Source organism: Paraconexibacter algicola, from assembly GCF_003044185.1.
GTDB lineage: Bacteria > Actinomycetota > Thermoleophilia > Solirubrobacterales > Solirubrobacteraceae > Paraconexibacter > Paraconexibacter algicola.
Genome location: NZ_PYYB01000001.1, coordinates 1543021 through 1565045 on the forward strand (window position 1 = coordinate 1543021; position 22025 = coordinate 1565045).

Annotated in this window: 17 protein-coding genes; 8 read left to right on the forward strand and 9 right to left on the reverse strand. The window is 74.7% G+C overall.

Going from position 1 to position 22025, the window contains the following annotated elements; translation table 11 throughout:
* Nucleotides 1–27 precede the first annotated feature (27 nt).
* From C7Y72_RS07390 to C7Y72_RS07400, 3 genes are all read right to left on the reverse strand, one after another.
* Complete coding sequence (locus C7Y72_RS07390) at nt 28–822, reverse strand: enoyl-CoA hydratase/isomerase family protein (RefSeq protein WP_199223874.1); 795 nt, start codon at nt 820–822, stop codon at nt 28–30.
* A 69-nt stretch (nt 823–891) separates the two neighbouring features.
* Complete coding sequence (locus tag C7Y72_RS07395) at nt 892–4170, reverse strand: RCC1 domain-containing protein (protein ID WP_107568127.1); 3279 nt, start codon at nt 4168–4170, stop codon at nt 892–894.
* A gap of 159 nt (nt 4171–4329) precedes the next feature.
* Nucleotides 4330–5490 carry a serine hydrolase domain-containing protein gene (locus tag C7Y72_RS07400; protein ID WP_107568128.1) on the reverse strand — a complete coding sequence of 387 codons (1161 nt, stop codon included), beginning with the start codon at nt 5488–5490 and terminating at the stop codon, nt 4330–4332.
* A 104-nt stretch (nt 5491–5594) separates the two neighbouring features.
* Between C7Y72_RS07400 and C7Y72_RS07405 the strand changes: the two genes are divergently transcribed.
* From C7Y72_RS07405 to C7Y72_RS07420, 4 genes are read left to right on the forward strand one after another with little or no spacing between them, the layout of a single operon-like run.
* Nucleotides 5595–6422, forward strand: coding sequence for an alpha/beta fold hydrolase (locus tag C7Y72_RS07405; protein ID WP_199223875.1), 828 nt, complete (start codon nt 5595–5597; stop codon nt 6420–6422).
* Entirely contained in the window at nt 6419–7828 is a 1410-nt protein-coding gene (locus C7Y72_RS07410; protein WP_107568130.1) for a wax ester/triacylglycerol synthase domain-containing protein, read from the forward strand. The genes C7Y72_RS07405 and C7Y72_RS07410 overlap by 4 nt, the downstream gene beginning before the upstream one ends.
* A 60-nt stretch (nt 7829–7888) precedes the next feature.
* Entirely contained in the window at nt 7889–9157 is a 1269-nt protein-coding gene (locus tag C7Y72_RS07415) for a cytochrome P450 (protein WP_107568131.1), read from the forward strand.
* 53 nt (nt 9158–9210) lie between these two features.
* Entirely contained in the window at nt 9211–10323 is a 1113-nt protein-coding gene (locus C7Y72_RS07420; protein WP_107568132.1) for a calcium:cation antiporter, read from the forward strand.
* Between the two features lie 34 nt (nt 10324–10357).
* Here the strand turns inward: C7Y72_RS07420 and C7Y72_RS07425 are convergent, their stop codons facing one another.
* From C7Y72_RS07425 to C7Y72_RS07440, 4 genes are all read right to left on the reverse strand, one after another.
* Nucleotides 10358–10729 carry an arsenate reductase family protein gene (locus tag C7Y72_RS07425; protein ID WP_107568133.1) on the reverse strand — a complete coding sequence of 124 codons (372 nt, stop codon included), beginning with the start codon at nt 10727–10729 and terminating at the stop codon, nt 10358–10360.
* A gap of 50 nt (nt 10730–10779) precedes the next feature.
* Nucleotides 10780–13170, reverse strand: a complete 2391-nt coding sequence (locus C7Y72_RS07430; RefSeq protein WP_107569689.1) for a phosphoenolpyruvate synthase — start codon at nt 13168–13170, stop codon at nt 10780–10782.
* 107 nt (nt 13171–13277) lie between these two features.
* Nucleotides 13278–14261 carry a zinc-binding dehydrogenase gene (locus C7Y72_RS07435; RefSeq protein WP_107568134.1) on the reverse strand — a complete coding sequence of 328 codons (984 nt, stop codon included), beginning with the start codon at nt 14259–14261 and terminating at the stop codon, nt 13278–13280.
* Between the two features lie 10 nt (nt 14262–14271).
* Nucleotides 14272–15438, reverse strand: coding sequence for an acyl-CoA dehydrogenase family protein (locus C7Y72_RS07440; RefSeq protein WP_107568135.1), 1167 nt, complete (start codon nt 15436–15438; stop codon nt 14272–14274).
* A 138-nt stretch (nt 15439–15576) separates the two neighbouring features.
* On the opposite strand from C7Y72_RS07440, the gene C7Y72_RS07445 reads away from it, so the two are divergent.
* The 3 genes from C7Y72_RS07445 (at nt 15577) to C7Y72_RS07455 (ending at nt 19539) form a co-directional block, all read left to right on the forward strand.
* A complete protein-coding gene (locus tag C7Y72_RS07445) occupies nt 15577–15975 on the forward strand; it encodes a YciI family protein (protein ID WP_107568136.1) in 399 nt (132 codons plus the stop codon).
* Entirely contained in the window at nt 15972–17270 is a 1299-nt protein-coding gene (locus C7Y72_RS07450; RefSeq protein ID WP_107568137.1) for an RNA polymerase sigma factor, read from the forward strand. The genes C7Y72_RS07445 and C7Y72_RS07450 overlap by 4 nt, the downstream gene beginning before the upstream one ends.
* An 88-nt stretch (nt 17271–17358) precedes the next feature.
* Nucleotides 17359–19539 carry a molybdopterin-dependent oxidoreductase gene (locus C7Y72_RS07455; RefSeq protein WP_107568138.1) on the forward strand — a complete coding sequence of 727 codons (2181 nt, stop codon included), beginning with the start codon at nt 17359–17361 and terminating at the stop codon, nt 19537–19539.
* Here the strand turns inward: C7Y72_RS07455 and C7Y72_RS07460 are convergent.
* Both C7Y72_RS07460 and C7Y72_RS07465 read right to left on the reverse strand, forming a co-directional pair.
* Nucleotides 19529–20545 (reverse strand): hypothetical protein, encoded by a 1017-nt coding sequence (locus tag C7Y72_RS07460; protein WP_107568139.1) that lies wholly within the window; start codon nt 20543–20545, stop codon nt 19529–19531. The genes C7Y72_RS07455 and C7Y72_RS07460 overlap by 11 nt on opposite strands.
* Nucleotides 20546–20573: 28 nt before the next feature.
* Nucleotides 20574–20999 carry an ester cyclase gene (locus C7Y72_RS07465; protein ID WP_107568140.1) on the reverse strand — a complete coding sequence of 142 codons (426 nt, stop codon included), beginning with the start codon at nt 20997–20999 and terminating at the stop codon, nt 20574–20576.
* 121 nt (nt 21000–21120) lie between these two features.
* Between C7Y72_RS07465 and C7Y72_RS07470 the strand changes: the two genes are divergently transcribed.
* Entirely contained in the window at nt 21121–21960 is an 840-nt protein-coding gene (locus tag C7Y72_RS07470; protein ID WP_199223877.1) for a dioxygenase family protein, read from the forward strand.
* Nucleotides 21961–22025: the final 65 nt, after the last annotated feature.

Here is a 22025-nt window from a genome sequence, read left to right on the forward strand (position 1 = left end):
GCGGGACGAACGACGGGCCGTGAGCGCCTAGGAGCCGCCGAAGGTGGGCCGCTCCTTGCGGCCCACCGCCTGGATCGCGTTCCACGCGTCGTCGGTGCGCCCCGCCCGGACCATCGCGCGGGCCTCCTGCTCGAGCTGCGCCTCCAGCGGCGTGTCCCAGGTCGCGCGCAGGAGGTTCTTCACCTCGCCGAACGCGCGCGTCGGGCCGGCGGCCAGCTCGGCCGCGAGCGCGTGCGCGGCGTCCGCGAGCTCCCCGTCGGGAACGACCTCGGTGACCAGGCCGTACGCGTGCGCCTGCTCGGCGGTCCAGGTCTCGTTGCGCAGGTAGAACGACAGCGCGCGTGCCGCGCCGACCTTCCGCGGCACGCTGTGGCTGCCCCCGCCGTCGATCGCCAGGCCGATCCCCTGGTAGGCGGCGTAGAACCGCGCGCTCGCCGCGGCGAGCACGAAGTCCGCCCCGGCGGCGAGCGACACGCCGCCGCCGGCGGCGAGCGCGTGGACCGCGCAGACGACCGGGGCGTCCATCCGCGCGAACCGCGACATCGCCGAGTGGAACCCGGTGGTCGCGTTCTGCACGAACCGCGGCAGCTCCTCGCGCGAGGCGCCGAGCGCGCCGAGGTCGCCGCCGACGCTGAAGAACCGGCCCTCGGCCCGGATCAGGACCGCGCGGACGGCCGGGTCCTCCGCGCACTCGGTGGCGACGAGCGCGAGCTCGGCGCACAGCGTCGCGTCGAACGGATTGCCACGGTCGCCCTGCATGAGCGTGATCGTCGCGACGCCGTCGGCGACCGCGAGGGTGAGCGAGCGGAGGTCGTCGGGCACGAGGACAGCCTCGCGGCTCCGCGTGCCCGGCGCATCATCCGGGCGGATGGTCCCTGCCCGTCGGCAGGGTCACGGCAGGAGCCGGTTGAGCCGTTCGCCCCGGGTGCGGGTCGGGAGGTGTCCGGTGAACTCGACGACGAGCTGTCCGGTCCTGACGGTGACGCCCTGCGGCATCCGCTGCTGAAGGGACCAGCGCCCGTCGACGATCGGGGCGCGGTAGTTCAGGACGTACGGCGTGCCGGCCGGCGTCGTGTACGTCAGGCTGATCCGCACGACGCCACGGGCGCGGGTGGCCACGGTGCCGGCGACGGTGAGGACGTCGCCGACGAGCGTGCTGGTGGTCGCGGCCAGGCGCGCCGGGCCTGCGGCGGCGCGCAGGCGTGCGGCGTCGGGAGCCACGACCCCTGAGCCGGCGTAGGCGATGTCGATGATGGCGGTGCGCGCGCGGCGCATCGTCGTCGGCAGGGCGCGGTCGAGGCGCAGGATCCCGGTCCGGGGGACGTCCACGCTGAAGCGATACGTCCTCCCGAGAGCCGTGACGGTGAACCGGACGGAACCGGTGGCCTCGCGGGTGATGTCGGCCAGGAGGTCCAGGCGGCCGTCGCGGACGGCGGCGCGCCGGACGTTGAGCTTCGCCGGGAGCAGACCGGCCAGCTCGGGCTGGGCGACCGGGGCGGGAGCGGTCGTCGGCGCGGGGCCCGTCGTCGGGGCGGGCGGTGCCTGGCCGGTGCTGGGGGACGTCCCCGTCCCCCCGGTGCCGGTGTCGCCGCCGCCACCGCCGGGGCTGGGGCGGGGTCCGTCGACGGTGATCGTGGCGGTCGCCGCCGCGCTGTCGGCGGCGCCGTCGTTCGCGACGAACGTCACGCTGTCCGATCCGGTGTAGCCCGCGTCGGGGGTGTAGCGGACCCGGGACCCGTCGACGACCGCCGTGCCGTGCGTCGGCGCCGCGGTGATCCTGAGGTCCAGGGTGTCGCCGGGATCGGCGTCCGAGCAGGACCCGACCTCGACCCCGGTCGCGTCGCGCGCGACGGTCGCCGCGCCGGCGGTGCAGACCGGGACCGTGTTCACCGGGGTCGGCGAGATGGCCGAGCGGACGGCGACGTACGCCGCGTTGGTCTTGCCGTCGCCACGCTGCCCGGCCTCGCCGCCGCCCCAGCACGCCGCGGTGCCGTCGTCGAGCGTCGCGCATGTGTGGACGGCACCGGCGGAGAGGGTGGTCGCACGCCGGCCGGCGGCGAGCCGGACGGCGACGGGGGTCGGAGACGAGGTGGTGGTGCCGTCTCCGAGCGCGCCGACGAAGTTCGCGCCCCAGCAGGTGGCGGTGTCGTCGTCGAGCGTCGCGCACGTGTGATACGGCCCGGCGGTGATGGCGGTGGCGGTCCGGCCGGCGGGCAGCAGGACGGAGACCGGGGTCGTCGCGCCGGGTTCGAAGAACTCGCCGGTGGTGCCGTTGCCGAGCTGGCCGTAGGGGTTCTCCCCCCAGCACGCGGCGGAGCCGTCGTCGAGGATCGCGCACGACCAGTACTCACCGGCGGTGATGGCGGTGGCGGTGCGCCCGGCCGGGAGCTGCACGGCGACGGGGACGGTGGAGAAGGTCGTGCCGCCGTTGCCCAGCTGACCGTAGTCGCCGTCGCCCCAGCAGGCCGCGCTGCCGTCGTCGAGGACCGCGCAGGTGTGGTAGCCGCCGGCGGCGATGGATGTGGCCCTGCGGCCGGCGGGAAGCTGGACCGCGACCGGGCCCGGCGTCTGGGTCTCCCCGGTGGTGCCGTTCCCGAGCGCACCTCGGGTGTTGTAGCCCCAGCACGCGGCCGAGCCGTCGTCCAGGATCGCGCAGGCGTGGTAGGCCCCGGCCGAGATGGCGGTCGCGGTGCGACCGGTGCCCAGGGGGACGGCGATGGGCGTGCTCGCCGCCGTCCGGGTTCCGCTCCCGAGCTGTCCGTACTGGTTGTCGCCCCAGCACCGGGCCGCGCCGTCGTCGAGGATCGCGCAGGAGAAGCCGAGGTTCGCGGTGAGCGCGGTGACGGTGCGGCCGGTCGGGAGCCGGACGTCGACCGGGACCGCGGAGTCGCGCGTGGTGCCGTCGCCCAGCTCGCCGTGGAGGTTCCGGCCCCAGCAGCGGGCGGTGCCGTCGGCGAGCGCGGCGCACGAGTGGCCGGCACCGGCGGCCACGGACTCGGCGGAGCGTCCGGCGGGCAGCAGGACGCCGACCGGGACCGGGGCCGGGCGGGCGTTGGGGATCCCGAGCTGCCCGCTGGCGTTGTTGCCCCAGCACGCGGTGCTGTCGTCGTCCAGCTGCGCGCACGTGTGGGACCCACCGGCCGTGAGGGCGGTCGCGGTCCGCCCGGACGGCAGCTCGGCGGGGACGGGCGTCGACGTGCGTTCCGTGGATCCGGCGCCGAGCTGGCCGAAGGACCCGAGGCCCCAGCAGGTCACGGTCCGGTCGTCGAGGACGGCGCACGAGTGGTTCGCGCCGTTGGCGATCGCCGTGGCAGACCGTCCGGCCGGCAGTTGGACGGCGACGGGGGTCGACTTGGCGATCGTCGTGCCGTCGCCGAGCTCCCCGAAGGAGCTGCTGCCCCAGCAGACCACACGGTCGTCGTCGAGGATCGCGCACGAGTGGCTGTTCCCGACGGAGATGGCGGTGGCGGTGCGGCCCGCCGGGAGCGCCACCGGGACCGGGACCGGGACGGGGGACCGGCTCGTGGTCCCGTTGCCCAGCTGGCCGACGACGTTGGCCCCCCAGCAGACGGCCCCGCCGTCGTCGAGGATGGCGCACGAGTGGGAGAACCCCGCGGTGATGGCGGTGGCGGTGCGCCCGGCCGGCAGCTGGACGGGGACAGGAACGGACGAGCTGTCCGTGGTTCCGTTGCCCAGGCGTCCGGATTCGCCTTCGCCCCAGCAGACGGCAGCGCCGTCGTCGAGGATCGCGCACGTGTGCTCGGCGCCCGCATCGACGGCACGGGCGGTACGCCCGGCGGGAAGCTGGACGGCCACGGAGGTCGGGGAGCCGCGGCGGGTGCCGGCGCCGAGCTGCCCGGAACCGCCCGCTCCCCAGCATCGCGCGGAGCCGTCGTCGAGGATCGCGCAGGAGTGCTGGCCGCCGGCGCTGACCGCGGTGGCGGTGCGGCCGGCCGGCAGCCTGACGCTCACCGGCTCCGAGGAGCTGGTGAGCGACCCGTCTCCGAGCTGCCCGGCGTCGTTCGCCCCCAGGCAGACCACGCCTCCGTCGCGGACGGCGCAGGTGTGACTCGCGCCCGCGTCGAGCTGCGCGGCGCTCGCGATCGGGACGTAGGCGGCGACGACGAGCAGCGACGCGACGGACGCGAGGGCAACACGGGCTCGGGACATGGGGCTCCTGAGGGACGAAGCGAGACTGGACCTGGAGACCGCTCCGCGTCGAGGAGCACTCGCGCGGCGCGACCCGCGGTGGCCCGGTTGCGCCGCCACCGCGAGTCGCGCAGCTTAGGGCACCGCAACGGCGCCCCGTCGAATTTGGCGCTGCGGTGCTTAGGCGGCCGCGGCCGCGCCGACTTCGGCGTACACGGTGCCCTCGAACGCCAGTGCCCCCATGACGATCTTCTCGTCGAAGAACGGCAGGGCCTGGGTGAGCACGGCACCGCAGAGCCCGGCGGCTCGGTCGACCCAGAAGTAGCAGTTGGTCAGGCCCGCCCAGTCGCCGGTCCCGGCGTGCCGCATGCCCGGCAGGTTGGCGAGCATCAGGTGCAGGCCCAGGCCCCAGTCCTGCGGCAGCGGCGCCGAGGGCACGTCGTTGCAGAGCAGCGGGTCGGAGCTCTTGATGACGTCGGGGAGCGCGATGTCGCCCAGCGACGGGGTGAACATCAGCTCGACGCTCTCCGCCGAGAGGATCCGCGTGCCGTCGAGCTCGCCGCCGCCGAGCAGCATGCGCATGAAGCGCCCGTAGTCGCCGACGGTGGAGTACGACCCGCCGCCACCGCTGTGGATCTCCGGCGGGGTGGGCAGCTCGATCCCGTTGGGCTGCAGCGTGCCGTCGGGCATCCGCGACTGCATCGGGATCAGCCGGTCCGCGGAGCCGGACGCGTCGAACGTCGTGCTCGTCATGCCGAGCGGACCCCAGACGTGCTCGCCGAGGTACTCGCCGAGCGTCTGGCCGCTGACGGCCTCGACGACCTGGCCGGCCCAGTCGGTGCTGATCCCGTACTCCCAGGTCGTGCCGGGGTCGTTCACCAGCGGCAGCGTGAGCATGCTCCGGTGGAAGGCCAGGACGCTCGGCGTCCCGGTGACCTCGTGGTACTTCACGAGCTTCTCGTTTAGGAACGCGTATCCGTGGCCGCTGGTGTGGTTGAGCAGCTGGCGGACGGTCGACTGCGTCTTCGGCGCGCGCAGGATCGGGGTGTCGCCGTCGAAGCCGTCGAGCACCTGCAGCTCGCCGTAGGCGGGGATGTACTCGCGGACCTCGGCGTCCAGCGACACCTTCCCGGCGTCGACGAGGTGCAGCACCGCGGCGGTCGTCATCGCCTTGGTCATCGAGGCGATCCGGAACAGGGTGTCCGCCGTCGCGGTCCCGAAGCCGCTCTCGTAGAGCACCCCGTCGGCGTTCGCGGCGATCGCCGCCCCGCCCACGTAGCTGCCCTGCTCCACCGCGCTTCCGAAGAGCGCGTCGATCTTTCCGCCGTCGATCTGGGTCATGCGACCGACCCTATCCGCGCGAGGCCACCCCGCAGGGTCGGACTTCGCCTGCCGAACGGGGGAGGCGCACCTCTCGCGCGGCCGCGAGCACATAGCCTTCGGACGTGCCGTCCGAAGGTCCAGCGCCATACCACCGGGGAGGGCAGGGCTCCCCGCTCGTCCTCCTGCACGGATTCACCGGGACGTGGCGCATGTGGCGGCCGGTCCTCGCGCCGCTCGAGAGCTGCCACGACGTCATCGCGCTGACGCTGCCGTGCCACCACGGCGGCCCGGACATCGCGCCCGGTGCGACGGTGGGGATCGCGGCGCTGGCCGATGCGTTGGAGCGCTCGCTCGACGACCTCGGCCTCGACACCGTGCACCTCAGCGGCAACTCGCTCGGCGGCTGGCTCTCGCTGGAGCTCGCCCGGCGTGGCCGCGCGCGGTCCGTCGTCGCTCTCTCGCCCGCCGGTGGCTGGGAGGAGATGCGCGACCTGCAGCGGACCGCGAGGATCATCGGCAGCAGCGTGCGCCTCGGCATCCGCGCCGCGCCGTTCCTGCGGGCCGAGCTGCTGCCGGGCCCGGTCCGCAAGTTCGCGCTGCGCGCGACGATGGAGCGCGGGGACCGCGTCCCGCCGGATGCCCTGCTGGAGATGCTGGAGGATCTCGGCGGCTGCACGATCCTCGACTCGTTCATGGAGGCGACGGTCCGCGACGGCCCGTTCTCGCAGGACATGTCGCACGTGACCTGCCCGATCCGGGTGGCGTGGTCGCAGAACGACCGCACGATCCCGGCCGACCGGCACGGCCGCCCGCTGCTGCAGCACCTGCCACAGGCCGAGTTCCTGGCGATGCACGGCGTCGGCCACGTGCCGATGTACGACGACCCGGCGCAGGTCGCGGCGACGATCCTCGAGGTCACGACCGCGGTGGACGAGGCGCTGGTCGGATGACCGCGGCCCCGGTGAACCCCTACGACCGCCTGCAGGTCCGCTGGGGTCAGGGCACGGAGATGAACGCGCTCGAGGCCGCGCTCTGGCGCGCGAGCGCGAACCCGGGCTTCCGCGCGGCGAGCGTCGTGGTCGAGGTGCTCGACACCGTGCCGGACTGGCAGCGGCTCGTCGACGGTCACCGCTTCGGCCTCGCGCGGATCCCGCGCCTGCGCCAGCGGGTGGTGGACGACCCGCTGCGGATCGGCCCGCCGGCCTGGTGCGACACGCGGGTCGACCTCGCCCACCACGTCCGGCGCGTCGCGCTGCGCCCGGGCTCCTCGGTGCAGGACGCCCTGGAGGTCGCGGCCGACCTCCACATGACCGTGTTCGATCCGGACCGGCCGCTGTGGCAGGGCGTGCTGGTCGAAGGCCTCGCGGACGGGAAGGCCGTCTACCTCCTCAAGGTCCACCACGCGCTCGCGGACGGCGCGGGGATCATCGAGCTGTTCGACCTCGTGCACAGCGATCGGCGCGAGCCGACCTCGGGCAAGCCGCTGCTCCCCGACACCGCGCACGACGACCGCTGGGCGCTCGGCCTCAGCGTGCAGCACGCCGCGCGCCTGGCCGCCCGCGCGCCGCTGGCCGCCGCGAAGCTCGCGTTCGGCGGCGCGACGGCGGTGAGCCGTCCGGCGCGCACCGTCGGCGGCGTGCGCACCACCGCGACCGCCGTCGACCGCCTGGTGTCCGGCGCGCCCGGCCGCCCCTCCACCCTCCTGCGCGGTCGCGGCGCCGCCCGGCAGTTCCGCTTCCTCGAGCTCGCGACCGCCGACCTGCGCGCGGCGGCGGACCGCAACGGCGCCTCGCTGGGGGACGTCTTCCTCGCGGGCGCGCTGGGCGGCGTCGCCCGCTACGCGGCCGACCGTGGCGAGCAGCTCGGGGACATCCCGGTCGCCGTGCCGACCGGCGTCCACCTCGCGGGCGCGACGATGAACCGCCTCGCCCGTGCCCGCATCGCGGGTCCCGCGGGCGTGCTCGACCCGACCGAGCGGATCCGCGTCGCGGGCCTCCGCGCGCGCGAGGTCTGGGAGGCGCCGCCGGTCGACCTCCTGCGCGCCACCGCCGCCGTCCTCAGCCGCGCGCCGACGCCGCTGCTCGAGCGCATCGCCGGCGGCTTCACGCGCGCGTGCGACCTGCAGTGCTTCACGTTCCGCGGGCTGGACCGCGAGGCGTACGTCGCGGGCGCGAAGGTCGAGTCGATGGCGGTCTTCGGCCCGACCGCGGGCGCGGCGGTCACGATGACGATCACCTCGCACGGCGAGCGCTGCGGCATCGGCCTCACCTCGGACTCCGCGGCGGTGACGGATCCCGACGGGCTGCGCGATGCGACCGCGGACGCGTTCGACGAGCTGCTCGCGGCCCACCGGTGAGGGAGGCGCAGTACCCCTCGGGGGGAGGACACGCCCCGACGGTCCTGATCTGCTGGCCCCATGGCCACAGCACGTGTCGAGCACGACATCTCCAGCTTCGGGTTCTGGCGGGACCTGACCTTCGACCAGCGCGAGGAGACCTTCGCGAAGCTCCGCGCCGAGTCGCCGATCTCCCGGCACCGTCCGCTGGAGTCGCACCTCCTGGAGCCGGAGGAGGGCGCCCGCGACTTCTGGGGCATCAACACCCACGAGCTGATCCAGAAGGCCTCGCGCGACACGAAGACGTTCAGCTCCGCGAGCGGCATCTTCATGGAGGACTTCCCCGACGTCGTCATCCAGGGGTCGCTGTCGTTCATCGTCACCGACGCGCCGCGCCACAAGGAGCTGCGCGGGATCGTCTGGTCGGCGTTCACCCCGGGCAACATGCGCAAGCTCGAGCACGACATCGCCGCGCAGGCGAAGCAGATCGTCGACGAGATCGCGCCCCTCGGCGAGGCGGACCTGGCGACCACGCTGTGCAAGCAGCTTCCCGGCCGCCTGTTCGCGAACCTGTTCGGCATCCCGCCCGGGGATCTGCGCGAGGAGGTCATGCAGTGCGCCGAGGACATGGCGTCCTGGTCCGACGAGGAGCTGCGCGACGGCAAGGAGGCGATCGAGCTGTTCGGCGACGCCGCGTTCCGCCTCAACGACATCGCGCTCGACGCGATCGCCGCGCGGCGCGAGAACCCGCAGGACGACCTGCTCACCTGGGTCTGCCAGGCGCAGACCGAGGACGGCACGCTCGAGGACTGGGAGGTCGGCTCGTTCTTCGCGCTGCTCTCCGCGGCGGCGAACGACACGACCCGCCACACGATCGCCCACACGATCTGGAACTTCGAGCGGTTCCCGGAGCAGAAGCAGCTGTGGCAGGCGAACCTCACCGACGCGACGCTCGGCGAGCAGCTCGCCGAGGAGGCGGTCCGCTACGCCACGCCGCTGCTGCACTTCCGCCGCACGGTCACGCAGGACGTCGAGTTCGGCGGCGTGGAGATGAAGGCCGGTGACAAGGTCGCGCTCTGGTACTGCTCGGGCAACCGCGACGAGCAGGTCTTCGACCGGCCGATGGAGTTCGACATCACCCGTGAGGTCAACCGCCACGTCGGCTTCGGCGGCGGCGGCCCGCACTACTGCATGGGCGCGGCGCTGGCCCGCCTGACGCTGCGCTCGATCTTCCGCGAGATCTACTCGCGGATGCCGGACATCCGCGTGGTGGGGACGCCGCGGTTCCTCGACGCGAACGTCGTGCACGGCGTCAAGGAGCTGCGGGCGGAGTGGACCCCGGAGCGCTGACGCGCCGGTCGCCGGGCGTCTGAGCGTGACGCCCGGCGGGTAGCCTGGGAGCGGTGAACGCCCCGTCCCTGCGCCTCGGTTCGCGCGCGCTGCCCTGGACCGACGTCGTGCCGGTGGTGGCCGCGATCGCGGCCGCCGTCACGTTCGGCAGCAAGCCGGGGACGCTCGTGCTCGTCCTCGCCGGCCTGCTGCTCGGCGCCGCGGTGCTCTCCGCCGTGCACCACGCGGAGGTCGTCGCGCACCGGGTCGGCGAGCCGTTCGGGTCGCTGGTCCTGGCCGTCGCGGTCACGGTCATCGAGGTCGCGCTGATCGTCACGCTGATGATCAGCGGCGGCGACGAGACGTCCACGCTCGCCCGCGACACCGTGTTCGCCGCGGCGATGATCACCATCAACGGGATCCTCGGTCTGTCCGTCCTCGTGGGCGCGCTGAAGCACCGCACCGCGTCGTTCAACGCGGAGGGGACGGCGACCGCGCTCGCCACCGTCGCGACGCTCGCGACGCTCTGCCTGGTGCTGCCGACCTTCACCGAGGCGGAGTCCGGACCGGAGTTCTCGTCCTCGCAGCTGGCGTTCGCCGCGGTCGCGAGCCTGGCCGTCTACGGGCTGTTCGTGTTCGTGCAGACCGTGCGCCATCGCGACTACTTCCTGCCCGGGGACGGGGACGGCGTCGTCGCGGACGACGACGGCGATCACGCCGCCCCGCCGTCGGACCGCGAGGCGCTGCGCAGCCTGGGCCTGCTCGTCCTCGCCCTGGTGGCGGTCGTCGGACTCGCGAAGCTCGAGTCGTCGGCGATCGAGGACCTCGTGTCGAGCATCGGCGCGCCGCAGTCGGCGGTCGGCGTCGTGATCGCGCTCGTGGTGCTGCTGCCCGAGACGCTCGCCGCCTACCGCAACGCGGCGCGGGGTCGGGTGCAGACGTCGCTGAACCTCGCGCTCGGCTCGGCGATGGCGAGCATCGGCCTGACGATCCCGGCGATCGCGATCGCGTCGATCTGGCTCGACGGGCCGCTGCTGCTCGGGCTCGGCTCGACCGAGATCGTGCTGCTGACGATCTCGGTCGTCGTCGGCGCCCTGACCGTGCTGCCCGGGCGCGCGACCGTGCAGGAGGGCGCCCTGCACCTCGTGCTGTTCAGCGTCTTCCTGTTCCTGGCCCTCGTGCCGTAGCGGGGCGGCGGCCCGCCGTCGGGCGCTGCGCCGGTCAGGCGACGCGGCCGGCCTGCGCCCACTCGGCGGCGCGGGACCGCGGCCGGCCGATCTGCGCGCGCTCGCCGTCGTCGAGGATCGGGCGCTGCAGCAGCGACGGGTGCTCCACGAGCGTGGCGACGACCTGCTCGGCGTCCCAGCCGTCGGCCTCCAGGCCGAGCTTCTTGTAGGTCGCGTCGCGCCGGATCAGCGCGTCGACCGGGTCGCCGACGAGCCGCGTCGCGAGGGAGCGCAGCTCGTCCTCGTCCAGGCGCTCCTTGACGAGCAGGTACTTGCGGACGGTCACCTCGTGCCCGGCGTCCTCGAGCGCGTCGAGCGCGTGGACCGAGGTGGAGCAGTGCGGGTTGTGCAGGAGCGTCAGAGCCATGCCCGCAGTCTTCCACGGGCCGCGTGGACGGGAGATCCTTCCGGGAGGGATCAGCGGTCCACACGACCGCCGTCGAGCACCTCGACGATCCCGTCCGTCCCGTGCACGCGGACCCGCGCGCCGTCGGGGATCCGCCGCGTCGCGCCGGCGACGCCGACGACCGCGGGCAGCCCGTACTCGCGCGCCACGACCGCGCCGTGGGTCATCGCGCCGCCGACCTCGGTGACGAGCCCGGCGATCCCGACGAACACCGGCGACCAGCTCGGATCGGTGTGCGCGGTGACGAGCACGTCGCCCGGCCCGAGCGCGACGCCGGTCGGGTCGAGCACCACGCGCGCCCGGCCCTCGACCGTGCCGCGCGAGACCGCCAGGCCCACGAGCGCCCCGGCGGGCACGCCGTCGCGGTGCAGCCGGCCGTGGAGCGCCTCGCCGGTGCTGAGGAGCACCCGCGGCGGTTCGAGCCGACGGTCGGCACGGTGCCGCCGCGCGCGCTCCTGCAGCAGTAGGTCGTCGACCGGTGCGCCGGTCCGCGCGGCGGTCTCGAGCTCGTCGAGCGTCAGCAGGGCGGCGTCGTCGGGCGCGCGCAGCACGCCGGCGTCCGTCAGCCGCGCCGCCTCGGCGAGCAGCAGCTCCCGGTAGCGGCCGAGCCGCCGGACGATCGCGTACTTCGGGTACTCGCGATACCCGGCGAACGTCCGCACCCGGTCGATCCGCAACGCGGTCTCGCGCGCGAGCCGCTCGCCGTCCGGTCGCTCGCGCAGCCGGGCGAGCACCTCGTCCCGGTAGGTGAGCGCGGTCAGCCGGCCCTCCTCGAAGCGGCGGTTGCCCGCCCCGTCCTCGGCGTGGCGCACGTGGGCCAGCAGCGTCGGCGCGAGGGTCCACGGCCGCTCGCGCACGCGGGTGCGCGTCACGTCGATCTCCCCGCTGCAGCGCATGCCGTAGCGGTCGAGCCACTCCTCCAGCGCCCGCCGGACCTCCGGCCCGCCCGGCACCGCGTCGAGCCGCCCCAGGAACGTCCGGTCGGTCGCGGCGTCGAGGACCGCGCACGCCGCCGGGGACCGGCGGGCGACGTCGGCGACGTCCAGCAGCGCGAGGCCCATCTCGGAGGAGACGTTGCCGGCCACGGACCGGTTGAGGACGTCCCCGGCACCACGCTCGCCCAGCCACCGCGCGAGGTGCTCGTCCAGCCATGCGGTGGCGTCCATCCCGGTCATGATCGCCCGGTGGGATCGGGGGTCGAACAGCGACGCCTTGAGCTGCGCGACGTCCTCGCGGATCGCGGCGACCACGGTCGGCCCGCCCGCCGCGCGCAGGCGCTCCGCGGACGCGGCCTCGTCCGCGTCGATCGCGTCGATCAGCTCCTGCACGATCGCCGGGTCGGCGGGGAGCGGCTCCGCGGCGGCCGGCAGCGGGACGGCGTCCTCGGGGTCACCGGGGAGGTCGGGGACCAGGCCGCTCGCGAGCACGGTGTCGAGCGCGTCGCCGAGCAGCGGGTCGTGCTCGGCGAGCGTCCGGTGGACGGAGCGTCCGGCCGGTGAGGCGAGGAGCGGCGCGACGTCGACGAACAGGCGGCCGCCCGCCTCGTGCATCACCGGCCGGGCCACGAGGCGCCACAGCGACCGGCCGAGCGGCGCCATCGCGTCGGTCATCATCTGCTGGTGCCCGACGGACACGTAGACGTGCGGGTCGCCGTCGTCCGCACCGGCGGGCAGCGGGAACAGGGTCGTGATCGGCCGGGCCTGCACGAACGCGAACCCGTCCTCGTCCAGGCACCACTCGAGGTCCTGGGGGGCGCCGAGCGCGGCCTCGACGCGACGCCCGAGCGCGACGAGCTCCGCGACCTGCGGCGCGGGCAGGACGCCCTCGCCGCTGACGCTGCCGTCCCGCACCGTGTAGCCGTCCGGGGTGACCGTGCCGTCGACGAGCGCCTGGCCGAGTCCGGCGGTCGCCTCGACGCGCGCGACCCGCCGGTCACCGGTCACGGGGTCGGCGGTGAAGAGGACCCCGGAGACGCGCGCGTCGACCATGCGCTGCACGACGACGGCCATCGCGACCGGGGCGTCCGCGGCGACGTGTGCGGCGTACCTGGCCGCGTGGTCGTCGAGGCGGGACGCCCGCACGCGGTCGACGGCGGCGAGCACCGCGTCGACCCCGACCACCCCGAGGACCGAGGTGAACTGACCGGCGAACGAGGCGTCCGGCGCGTCCTCGACGGTCGCGCTGGACCGCACCGCGTACGCGGCGTCCGGGTCGACCGCCGCGGCGATCGCCGCGACCGCGGCGGGCGGCAGTCCGTCGGTGCCGTGGGTCGCCGCGGTCGTCACCACGAACCCGTCCGGCACCCGCACGCCGGCGATCCGGGCGAGCGCGCCGAGCTGCGCCGCCTTCCCTCCCACGGTCGCCCGCAGCGCCCCGTCGACCTCGTCCAGTGCCATGACCATGTCGTCCACGGCGAGGCAGTATGGGACACACCCGGGGCCTTGAATCAAGCCCCCGGGGTGGCCATACTCTGGGTACGGAAGGGGTCCTGCGGGGCCCCGTTCGTCGTTCAGGGCACGGTCAGGACGAGCTTGCCGACGTGCTCGCGGCGCGCCATCCGCTCGTGCATCGCGGCGATCTCGTCGAGCGGTGCGACCGCGTCGATCGCCGGGCGCCAGTCCGGGGCCTGCGCGACGAGGGCGAGCAGCCCGTCGGCGTCGCGCGGCGATCCCATCGTCGTGCCGAGGATCGTCTGCTGGGCGAAGTAGAGGCGGCGCACGTCGACGTGCGCGTCGGCGGAGCCCGTGGCGCCGAACGTCACCAGCCGCCCGCCGTCGGCGAGCGCGGTGAGCGCCTCCGGCCACGTGGAGCCCACCGAGTCGACCACGACGTCGACCCCGACCCCGCCGGCCATCTCGCGGACCGCGGCACCCCAGTGGGCCGACGTGTAGAGCACGCCGCCGTCGGCGCCCAGGCCGATCGCGCGCTCGAGCTTCGCCTCGGTCGAGGTCGTGACGAGCACGCGCGCCCCGGCCATCCGCGCCAGCGCGATCGCCATCGTCGCCACCCCGCCGCCGGCGCCGAGGACGAGCACGGTCTCCCCGGCGACGAGCCCGGCGCGCGCGAACAGGGCCCGGTACGCGGTCAGCCCGGCGAGCGGCAGGGCCGCCGCCTCGACGAACGACCAGCCGGCGGGCAGCGGGCGCACGTTCTCGGCGGGGAGCGCGACGAGCTCGGCGTGGGTGCCGTCGGTGCGGTCGCCGAGGATCTGGAACCCGGGCCCGGGGGCGCGCTCCGCCCCGCCCCAGAACAGGGACGGCAGGACGAGGACCTGCTCGCCGGTGTCGGCCCGCACGCCCGCGCCGTCGGAGCCGGGCACGCGCGGGAGCGGCACGTCGTAGACGCCCTGGCGCAGCAGCACGTCGTGCCAGTTCAGCGCGCACGCGTGGAGCCGCACGAGCACCCAGCCGTCCGGGACGACCGGGTCCGGGACGCCGTCGTGGACCCGCAGGACCGCGGGCTCGCCGAACTCCTGCAGGACGACCGCGCGCACGGCCGGGAGCCTACGCGCGCGGCAGGCGCAGGACGCGCTCGGCGACGATGTTCTTCTGGATGAACGTCGTGCCGCCCGCGATCGCGGTGCCGCGCGCCTGGTAGGCGAGCTTCAGCCAGCGCGCGGCCTGCGCGTCGTCGGCGTCGTAGGGGTCGAGCTGCCCGGCGAGCCCGTGCCGCGCGGTGGCGAAGTCGGCCATGTCCTCCAGCAGCGGCCCGCTGAGCAGCTTGCCGAGCGAGGACGCGGGGCCGGGCGTGCCGGAGGCCATGGCGCTGAGCGCGCGCAGCCCGTTGAGGCGGTAGACCCGGGTGCGGACGTGCAGGTCGGCCATGGTGCGGCGCACGAACGGGTCGTCCCCGGTGCCGGAGGCGCGGATCTCGGCGACGAGGTCGTCGAACAGCCGCTGCATGTTCACGCGGCCGGTGGCGAGGATCACGCGCTCGTACCCGAGGGTCGCCATCGCGATCTTCCAGCCGCCGTCGACGGGACCGAGGACGAGGTCGTCGGGGACGAACGCGTCGTCGAGGAACACCTCGTTGAACTCGGGCTCGCCGAGGATGTGGCGCAGGCCGCGGACGGTGACGCCGTCCTGACGCATGGGCAGCAGGAAGTAGGTGATGCCGCCGTGGCGGGACCCGGGCGGCCCGGTGCGCGCGAGCAGCATGCCGTGGTCGGCGATCTGGGCGCGGCTGGTCCACACCTTCTGGCCGCTGATCCGCCAGCCGCCGGCGGCCTCGTCGCGCACGGCGCGGGCCTCCAGCGCGGCGAGGTCGGAGCCGGCGCCGGGCTCGCTGAAGAGCTGGCACCAGACGGAGTCGCCGCGCAGGATCGGGCGCAGGAAGCGCTCGCGCTGCGCGTCGGTGCCGAAGTCGATGAGCGTCGGGCCGCAGAGGTTCTCGCCGAGGATGTTGAGCCGGTCGGGCGCGCCGGCGCGGTCGTACTCCTCGAGGAAGATCGCCTGCTGCACGAGCGTGGCCTCCTGGCCGCCGTGTGCCGCCGACCACGACAGGCCCGCGTAGCCGCCGTCGGCGAGCGTCCGCTGCCAGCCCTGCCAGTACGGGAGGCGCTCCTCCATCGTGGCCGGCTCGGGACCGGGGAGGGCGGCGACGGCCTGCTCGAGGAACGCGCGGACGGTGGCGCGGTACGCGGCGTCCTGCGGGCTGTCGCGGAAGTCCATGACCCGACCATAGCGGATCTCCCTAACGATCGTTAAGGCGCAAGAACGTGGCGTGTCAGCGTTCGTCGGCCGTGTCGATCGGGCAGGACGTCGATCGTCGTCCCGTGTAGAACGACCCCTTCCACCGAGAGGAACCACATGCCCCGCTACACGATGTTCATGATCCCCGGCCCCCACGCCTACAACCCCGACGTGCCGCTCGACCCGGCGCTCTTCGAGGAGATGGGCGCCTACAACGAGCAGCTCGAGAAGGCCGGCGTCCTGCTCTCCGGCGAGGGCCTCCACGGCCCCGACGAGGCGGTCCAGGTGAAGTTCGACGCCGACCGCAAGGGCACGATCTTCGACGGCCCGTTCGCGGAGGCCAAGGAGCTCGTCGGCGGCTTCTGGATGCTGGAGGTCAAGGACCACGCCGAGGCGCTCGAGTGGGCCAGCCGCGTCCCCGGCAGCCCCGGCGACATCGTCGAGCTGCGCCGCGTGCAGGAGATGGAGGACTTCCCGCAGGACGTCCAGGCGGTCCTGCGGGACGCCGACGCTTGACCCGCGCCCCCCGGGACGACGGGCGACGCGCCGGCGGCCCCGCCGGCGGCGTCGCGGCCCGCGTCGAGGCGGTCTGGCGGATCGAGGCGGCCGGGATCATCGCCCGCGTCGCCCGCATCGTGCACGACGTCGCGCTCGCCGAGGACCTCGCGCAGGACGCCCTCGTGGCCGCGCTCACCGCGTGGCCGCAGAGCGGCGTGCCGGACAACCCGGCCGCCTGGCTGACGTCGACCGCGACGAACCGGGCGATCGACCAGCTGCGCCGCCGTCAGAACCTCGACCGCAAGCACGAGCTCGTCCGCACCGAGCTCGAGCGCGCCGACCCCCCGGAGACCCACGACCTCGTGGCCGCCATGGACGACATCGACGACGACATCCTGCGCCTCGTCTTCACCTGCTGCCACCCGGTCCTCGGCCCGGAGGCGCAGGCGGCGCTGACCCTGCGGATGGTCGGCGGCCTCACGACCGCCGAGATCGCCCGCGCCTTCCTCACCAGCACCACCACCGTGCAGCAGCGGATCGTGCGGGCCAAGCGGACGCTCACCGAGCACGACGTCCGCTTCGAGCAGCCCGAGCCGCACGAGCGGCCCGCGCGCCTGGCCGCCGTCCTGCGCGTCATCTACCTCCTGTTCAACGAGGGCTACGCCGCCACCTCCGGCGCCGACTGGACGCGGCCCGCGCTGTGCGAGGACGCGCTGCGCCTGGCCCGCATCCTCGCCGGGCTCGCGCCCACGGAGCCCGAGGTGCACGGCCTCGCCGCCCTGCTGGAGCTGCAGGCCTCGCGGCTGGCCGCGCGGATCGGCCCGGGCGGGGAGCCGGTCCTGCTGCTCGACCAGGACCGCTCGCGCTGGGACCGCCTGCTGATCCGCCGCGGCCTCGACGCGCTCGCCCGCGCCGAGGAGCAGGGGACCCCGGCCGGCCCGTACGCGCTGCAGGCGGCGATCGCCGCGTGCCACGCGCGGGCGGCGCGCCCGCAGGACACCGACTGGGGGCGGATCGCCGCGCTCTACGACACGCTCGCCGAGCGCGCCCCGTCCCCGGTCGTCGAGCTGAACCGCGCGGTCGCGCTCGGCATGGCGCGGGGGCCGCAGGTCGGCCTCGCGCTCGTCGACCAGCTCGTCGCGATGGACGCGCTCCCCGGCTACCACCTGCTCCCCGCGGTCCGCGGCGACCTGCTCGAGCGGCTCGGACGCAACGAGGAGGCACGCGCGGCGTTCGCGCAGGCGGCCGAGCTGACCGACAACGAGCGCGAGCGCGCGCTGCTGCGCCGGCGCGCCGCCGGCGCGGACGCCTGAGCGCGGGCCGCACCCGCGCGGGAGGTTCTCGTCCCCCGGGCGAGGGGTTTTCCCGGCACGCCCGCGGGCGGGTGACTAGCGTCGCGCCATGTCCGAGCACAAGATCTGGTGCGGGGTCTGCGAGGCCACGTGCGGCCTGGTGGCCACCGTCGAGGACGACCGCGTCGTGAAGGTCCGGCCCGACGACAGCCACCCCAACTCCGAGGGGTTCGCCTGCCCCAAGGGGATCCTCTACCCGAAGATCCTCGAGGACCCCGACCGGGTGCTCGCCCCGCAGCGCCGCCGCGCCGACGGCACGTTCGAGCCGGTCTCCTGGGACGAGGCGCTCGACGACATCGGCCGTCGGCTGAACGCGGTCATCGCCGAGCACGGACGGGAGTCCGTCGGCGTCACGCTCGGCAACCCGACCGGCTGGAACTACGGCGCGTTCTTCCTGACGTTCGGCATGGCCGCCGCGCTCGGGACGAAGCACTTCTTCAGCGCGGGCTCGGTCGACATCAACAACTACTGGGTCGTCGGGCAGCTCCTCTACGGCCACAACCTCACGAACCCGGTCCCGGACTTCGACCGCACGGACTTCCTGCTCGTGCTCGGCGCCAACCCGGTGGTCTCGCACGGCTCGATGGTCACGGTCGGCAACGTCCGCCGGCGGATGAACGACATCGTCGGCCGCGGCGGTCGCATCGTCGTCGTCGACCCGCGCCGCACCGAGACCGCGGAGCTCTACGAGCACGTCCCGGTCCGCCCGGACTCCGACGCCTGGCTGCTGGCGGGCATGCTCCGCACGATCTTCGACGAGGGCCTCGAGCACCGGGCGATGCTCGCCCACCAGGCCACCGGCGTGGACGCGCTGCGCGCGATGGTCGCGGACCTCGACCTCGACCACGCCGCCGCCGAGACCGGCATCCCCCGCGCGACGATCGAGCAGCTCGCGCGCGACCTCGCCGCCGCGCCCTCGGCGTGCGTGTACGGCCGCTGCGGCGCGTCCCTGAGCCGCTTCTCGACGCTCACGAAGTACCTCATCGACGCGCTGAACATCGTCACCGGCAACCTCGACCGGCCCGGCGGCATGGTCTTCCCGATGCCGTTCCTGGACGCGGAGACGTTCACGAAGCTCTTCCGGATCAACGGCTACGACCGCTGGCGCACGCGCGTCGACGGGATCCCCGAGGTGCTCGGCACCTCGCCGCTGGCGTGCCTGCCGCGCGAGGCCGAGACCCCCGGGCCCGGGCAGCTGCGCGCGATGATCGCGGTGTCGACGAACATGGCGACGACCTCGCCCGCGTCCAACGACATGGAGCGCGCGCTCGCCGGCCTCGACCTGTTCGTCTCGCTGGACCCGTACATCACCGAGACCAACCGGCACGCCGACTACGTGCTGCCGCCGAAGATGCTGCTCGAGCGCGAGGGCTTCCCGCTGTTCGGCCAGCTCCACTACACGATCCCCAACGCGTCGTGGACCGAGGCGATCGTCCCGCCGCGCGGCGACGTGCGCGACGACTGGTGGGTCATCGACCAGATCTGCAAGCGGATCGGGATCGTCCCGTCGCCCGCACCGGGCGCCCAGCTCCTCGGTCGCCTCGGGGTGCGCGTGCCGCCGTCGCTGGCCGTCGACCTGTTCATGCGGATCGGCCGCTACGGCGACCTGTTCGGGCTGCGCCGGCGCGGCCTCAGCCGCCGCAAGCTGCTGCGCCACGACGGGGCGATCAAGCTCGAGGACGGCCTCGAGACCGGGGTGCTGCGCCGCAAGCTCCACACGAAGGACAAGCGCGTGCACCTCGGCGATCCCCTCTTCGCGCGCGAGATGCAGCGGATGCGCACGACGCCGACCGCGGACGTCGAGCACCCCCTGCGGCTGTTCACGATCCGCGAGCTGCGCTCCCAGAACTCGTGGCTGCACAACGTCCCGAAGCTCATGGCGGGAGGCCGCGGCTGCCGCCTGCGGATCCATCCCGACGACGCCCGCGAGCGGGGGATCGAGGACGGCTCGACCGTCGCGGTCGCCTCGCGCTGGGGCCGGATCGAGGTCGAGGCTCGCGTCACCGACGAGGTGATGCCTGGGTCGGTCGGCCTCAACCAGCACTGGGGGCACAAGGGCGGCTGGCGGACCGCGGTCGCCGCCGGTGGCGCCCGCTACAACGACCTCGTGCCCGGGGACGCGGCGACGATCGACGTCGCCTCGGGCAACGCGTGGATGAACGGCATCGGGGTCGAGGTCGTGCCGGTCGCAGCGCCCGCGCCCGCGGACGCTGCGGCCCTCACCGCCTGACGCGGCGCTCGCCGCGCGCGGCCCGCCTCGAGGCGGCCGTCGCGCGGGGGGCGTCGAGCATCGCCGACCACACCGGCGTCAGCACGGGTCGGCGGTCGCGGTCGCGGCGCAGGGCGGAGTCGACCGCCGTCGCGTTGTGCTGCTGCAGCGGCGTGCAGAGCAGCAGCGAGCAGCCGCTCGTGACCGTTCGGTTCGTCACGCCCGCCGCGTCCCAGGCGGCGTCGCAGCCGTCGCACAGCATCCCCTCCTGCTGGTTGCGCAGCGCGAACAGCGCTCCGGTCGGGGTGGTGCCGGGACCGCGCAGCCAGGAGGCGGGCGTCCCGTTCGCGGTGCGGTCACGCGGGCCGGAGAGCATCACCGCGCGTGCGACGGGCAGCCGTCGCGCGAGGAACAGCGCGTGTCCCGCGCCCTGCGAGTGCCCGGCGACGACGATGCGCCGCCAGTCCGGGCGGGCGCGTCGGGGCGCGCCGTACGGGGAGCCGGCGTCGGCGACGAGGTAGCGCTCCCAGCCCAGCCGGGTGAGCAGGCTCACGAGCCGTCCGCTGACCGCGTCGGCCGGCCGGACCCCGGCGGTCGCGGGCCAGCCCCCGGCGGGGGCGCCGCCGACGGTGGTGCCGGTCCCGAAGAGGGTGCCGCCGCGGACGTCGGCCAGGCAGCGGTCCTGCGCGGCGAGCGCGGCGGTGCCGGCCGGTCGCGGGTCGGGGCAGCGCCGCGCGACGGGCGCGTTGGGGTAGCGCAGGTCGACGACGTCGTGCCCGAGGCGGGCGGCGAGCGCCCCGAACTCCTCGTAGACGCCGGGCAGGCTGTTCGAGCCGCCGAGGAACAGCACGAGCGTCCCGCGCGGCGTGCCCTGCGCCCGCCAGACGTGATGGGCAGCGAGCCCGGTGGCGCGGGCGAGCGTCGGGTCGGTGGTGCGCGGGTCGATCCGCTCGACGGCCGCCCCCGCGGTGGCGGGCACGGCCAGCAGCGCGACGAGCAGGCCGAGGACGCGGACGGGAAGGCGCATGCGGGCGAGCGTAGCCCGCCCGGCGGGCTCAGGCCAGGCCCAGCTGGCGCATCAGCCCGAGCGCGTCGTAGTACGCCCGGACGACGGTCGCGCGGCCGTCCTCGTCGACGGTGAAGACGTCGGTGCCGGTGACGTCGAACGGCTTGCCGGTGACGGGCAGCGGCGGGAACTCGCCGCTGTGCGTGCCGAGCATGCGCCACTCCTGCGCGACGCGGGCGGCGGCCTCGTCGACCAGCGGCTCGCCGATGAGCTCGAAGCGCAGGTCGGGGAACGCGCCCCAGCTGCCGGTGAAGAACCCGTGCGCGGCGTCGAGGTGCTCGAGCGGCGCGGGCAGCAGCGGGTCGGTCCAGTGGAAGGCGTCGGCGAGGATCGGGGCGACGGCGTCGAGGTCGCGGCCGTTCCAGGCGGCGAAGTAGCGGCCCGGGTAGGCGGCGAGCAGGGTGGTGGTCGTCATGTGGTCGACGCTCGCAGCGGCACGGGGCGGTGGCGACTCCCCGCCGGGACGCCCGGATCCCCCAGCGGGGTCACGCGCGGCTCCCAGGGAACGCCCAGGGTCGTCCGGTGCAATGGCCGCCATGAGCGACCACCACGAGCACGAGCACGACCTGGGCCTCTCCCACGACCTCCCGATCATGGTCAGCCGCCGCCGCGCGCTGGGGATCTTCGGCGCCGGGATCGGCGCCGTCCTCGCGGGCTGCGGCTCCTCCGACAAGGGGGCGTCCACGGGCACGACCACGAGCAGCTCCGCGACGAGCACGACGGCGACGACGACCGGGTCCGCCGCTTCCAGCACGTCGGCGGTGCCCGAGGAGACCGGCGGCCCGTTCCCCGGCGACGGGACCAACGGGCCGAACGTCCTGACCGAGTCGGGCGTCGTGCGCCAGGACATCCGCACGAGCATCGGCGACGCGTCGGGAACGGCGACCGGCGCGGAGGCGACCGTCGCGCTGAAGCTCATCGACGTGCAGGGCGGCGGTGGCCCGCTGGCGGGTGCGGCGATCTACATCTGGCACTGCACGGCCGACGGCAAGTACTCCCTGTACGAGGACGACGTCGCGGGCGAGAACTTCCTGCGCGGCGTGCAGGAGTCCGATGCGGACGGCAACGTGACCTTCACGACGATCTACCCGGGCACCTACGCGGGCCGCTGGCCGCACATCCACTTCGAGGTCTACGAGTCGCTGGAGGCGGCGACGACCGCCAGCCAGAAGCTGCGCACCTCGCAGATCGCGCTGCCGCAGGAGGCCTGCGAGAAGGTCTACGCGGCCGGCGGCTACGGCAACAGCGCCGCGAACCTCGCGCAGCTCTCGATCGACACGGACATGGTGTTCAGCGACGGCTACGGCACGCAGCTGGCGACGGTCACCGGCGCGCCCGGTGACGGCCTGACGATGCGCCTGAACATCGGCGTCTGAGCCGGTCGCGGTCGAGCGACCGCGAGCTGGCCGGAATCGTCCGTGCGGTGGCCTTGCGGCCACCG

What these genes read in the sequence shown, in the direction of transcription:
- C7Y72_RS07395 (WP_107568127.1), bottom strand. Translation starts at nt 4,170, where the DNA reads ATGTCCCGAGCCCGTGTTGCCCTCGCGTCCGTCGCGTCGCTGCTCGTC.
- C7Y72_RS07400 (WP_107568128.1), bottom strand. Translation starts at nt 5,490, where the DNA reads ATGACCCAGATCGACGGCGGAAAGATCGACGCGCTCTTCGGAAGCGCG.
- C7Y72_RS07410 (WP_107568130.1), top strand. Translation starts at nt 6,419, where the DNA reads ATGACCGCGGCCCCGGTGAACCCCTACGACCGCCTGCAGGTCCGCTGG.
- C7Y72_RS07415 (WP_107568131.1), top strand. Translation starts at nt 7,889, where the DNA reads ATGGCCACAGCACGTGTCGAGCACGACATCTCCAGCTTCGGGTTCTGG.
- C7Y72_RS07425 (WP_107568133.1), bottom strand. Translation starts at nt 10,729, where the DNA reads ATGGCTCTGACGCTCCTGCACAACCCGCACTGCTCCACCTCGGTCCAC.
- C7Y72_RS07430 (WP_107569689.1), bottom strand. Translation starts at nt 13,170, where the DNA reads ATGGTCATGGCACTGGACGAGGTCGACGGGGCGCTGCGGGCGACCGTG.
- C7Y72_RS07440 (WP_107568135.1), bottom strand. Translation starts at nt 15,438, where the DNA reads ATGGACTTCCGCGACAGCCCGCAGGACGCCGCGTACCGCGCCACCGTC.
- C7Y72_RS07445 (WP_107568136.1), top strand. Translation starts at nt 15,577, where the DNA reads ATGCCCCGCTACACGATGTTCATGATCCCCGGCCCCCACGCCTACAAC.
- C7Y72_RS07455 (WP_107568138.1), top strand. Translation starts at nt 17,359, where the DNA reads ATGTCCGAGCACAAGATCTGGTGCGGGGTCTGCGAGGCCACGTGCGGC.
- C7Y72_RS07460 (WP_107568139.1), bottom strand. Translation starts at nt 20,545, where the DNA reads ATGCGCCTTCCCGTCCGCGTCCTCGGCCTGCTCGTCGCGCTGCTGGCC.
- C7Y72_RS07465 (WP_107568140.1), bottom strand. Translation starts at nt 20,999, where the DNA reads ATGACGACCACCACCCTGCTCGCCGCCTACCCGGGCCGCTACTTCGCC.
- C7Y72_RS07470 (WP_199223877.1), top strand. Translation starts at nt 21,121, where the DNA reads ATGAGCGACCACCACGAGCACGAGCACGACCTGGGCCTCTCCCACGAC.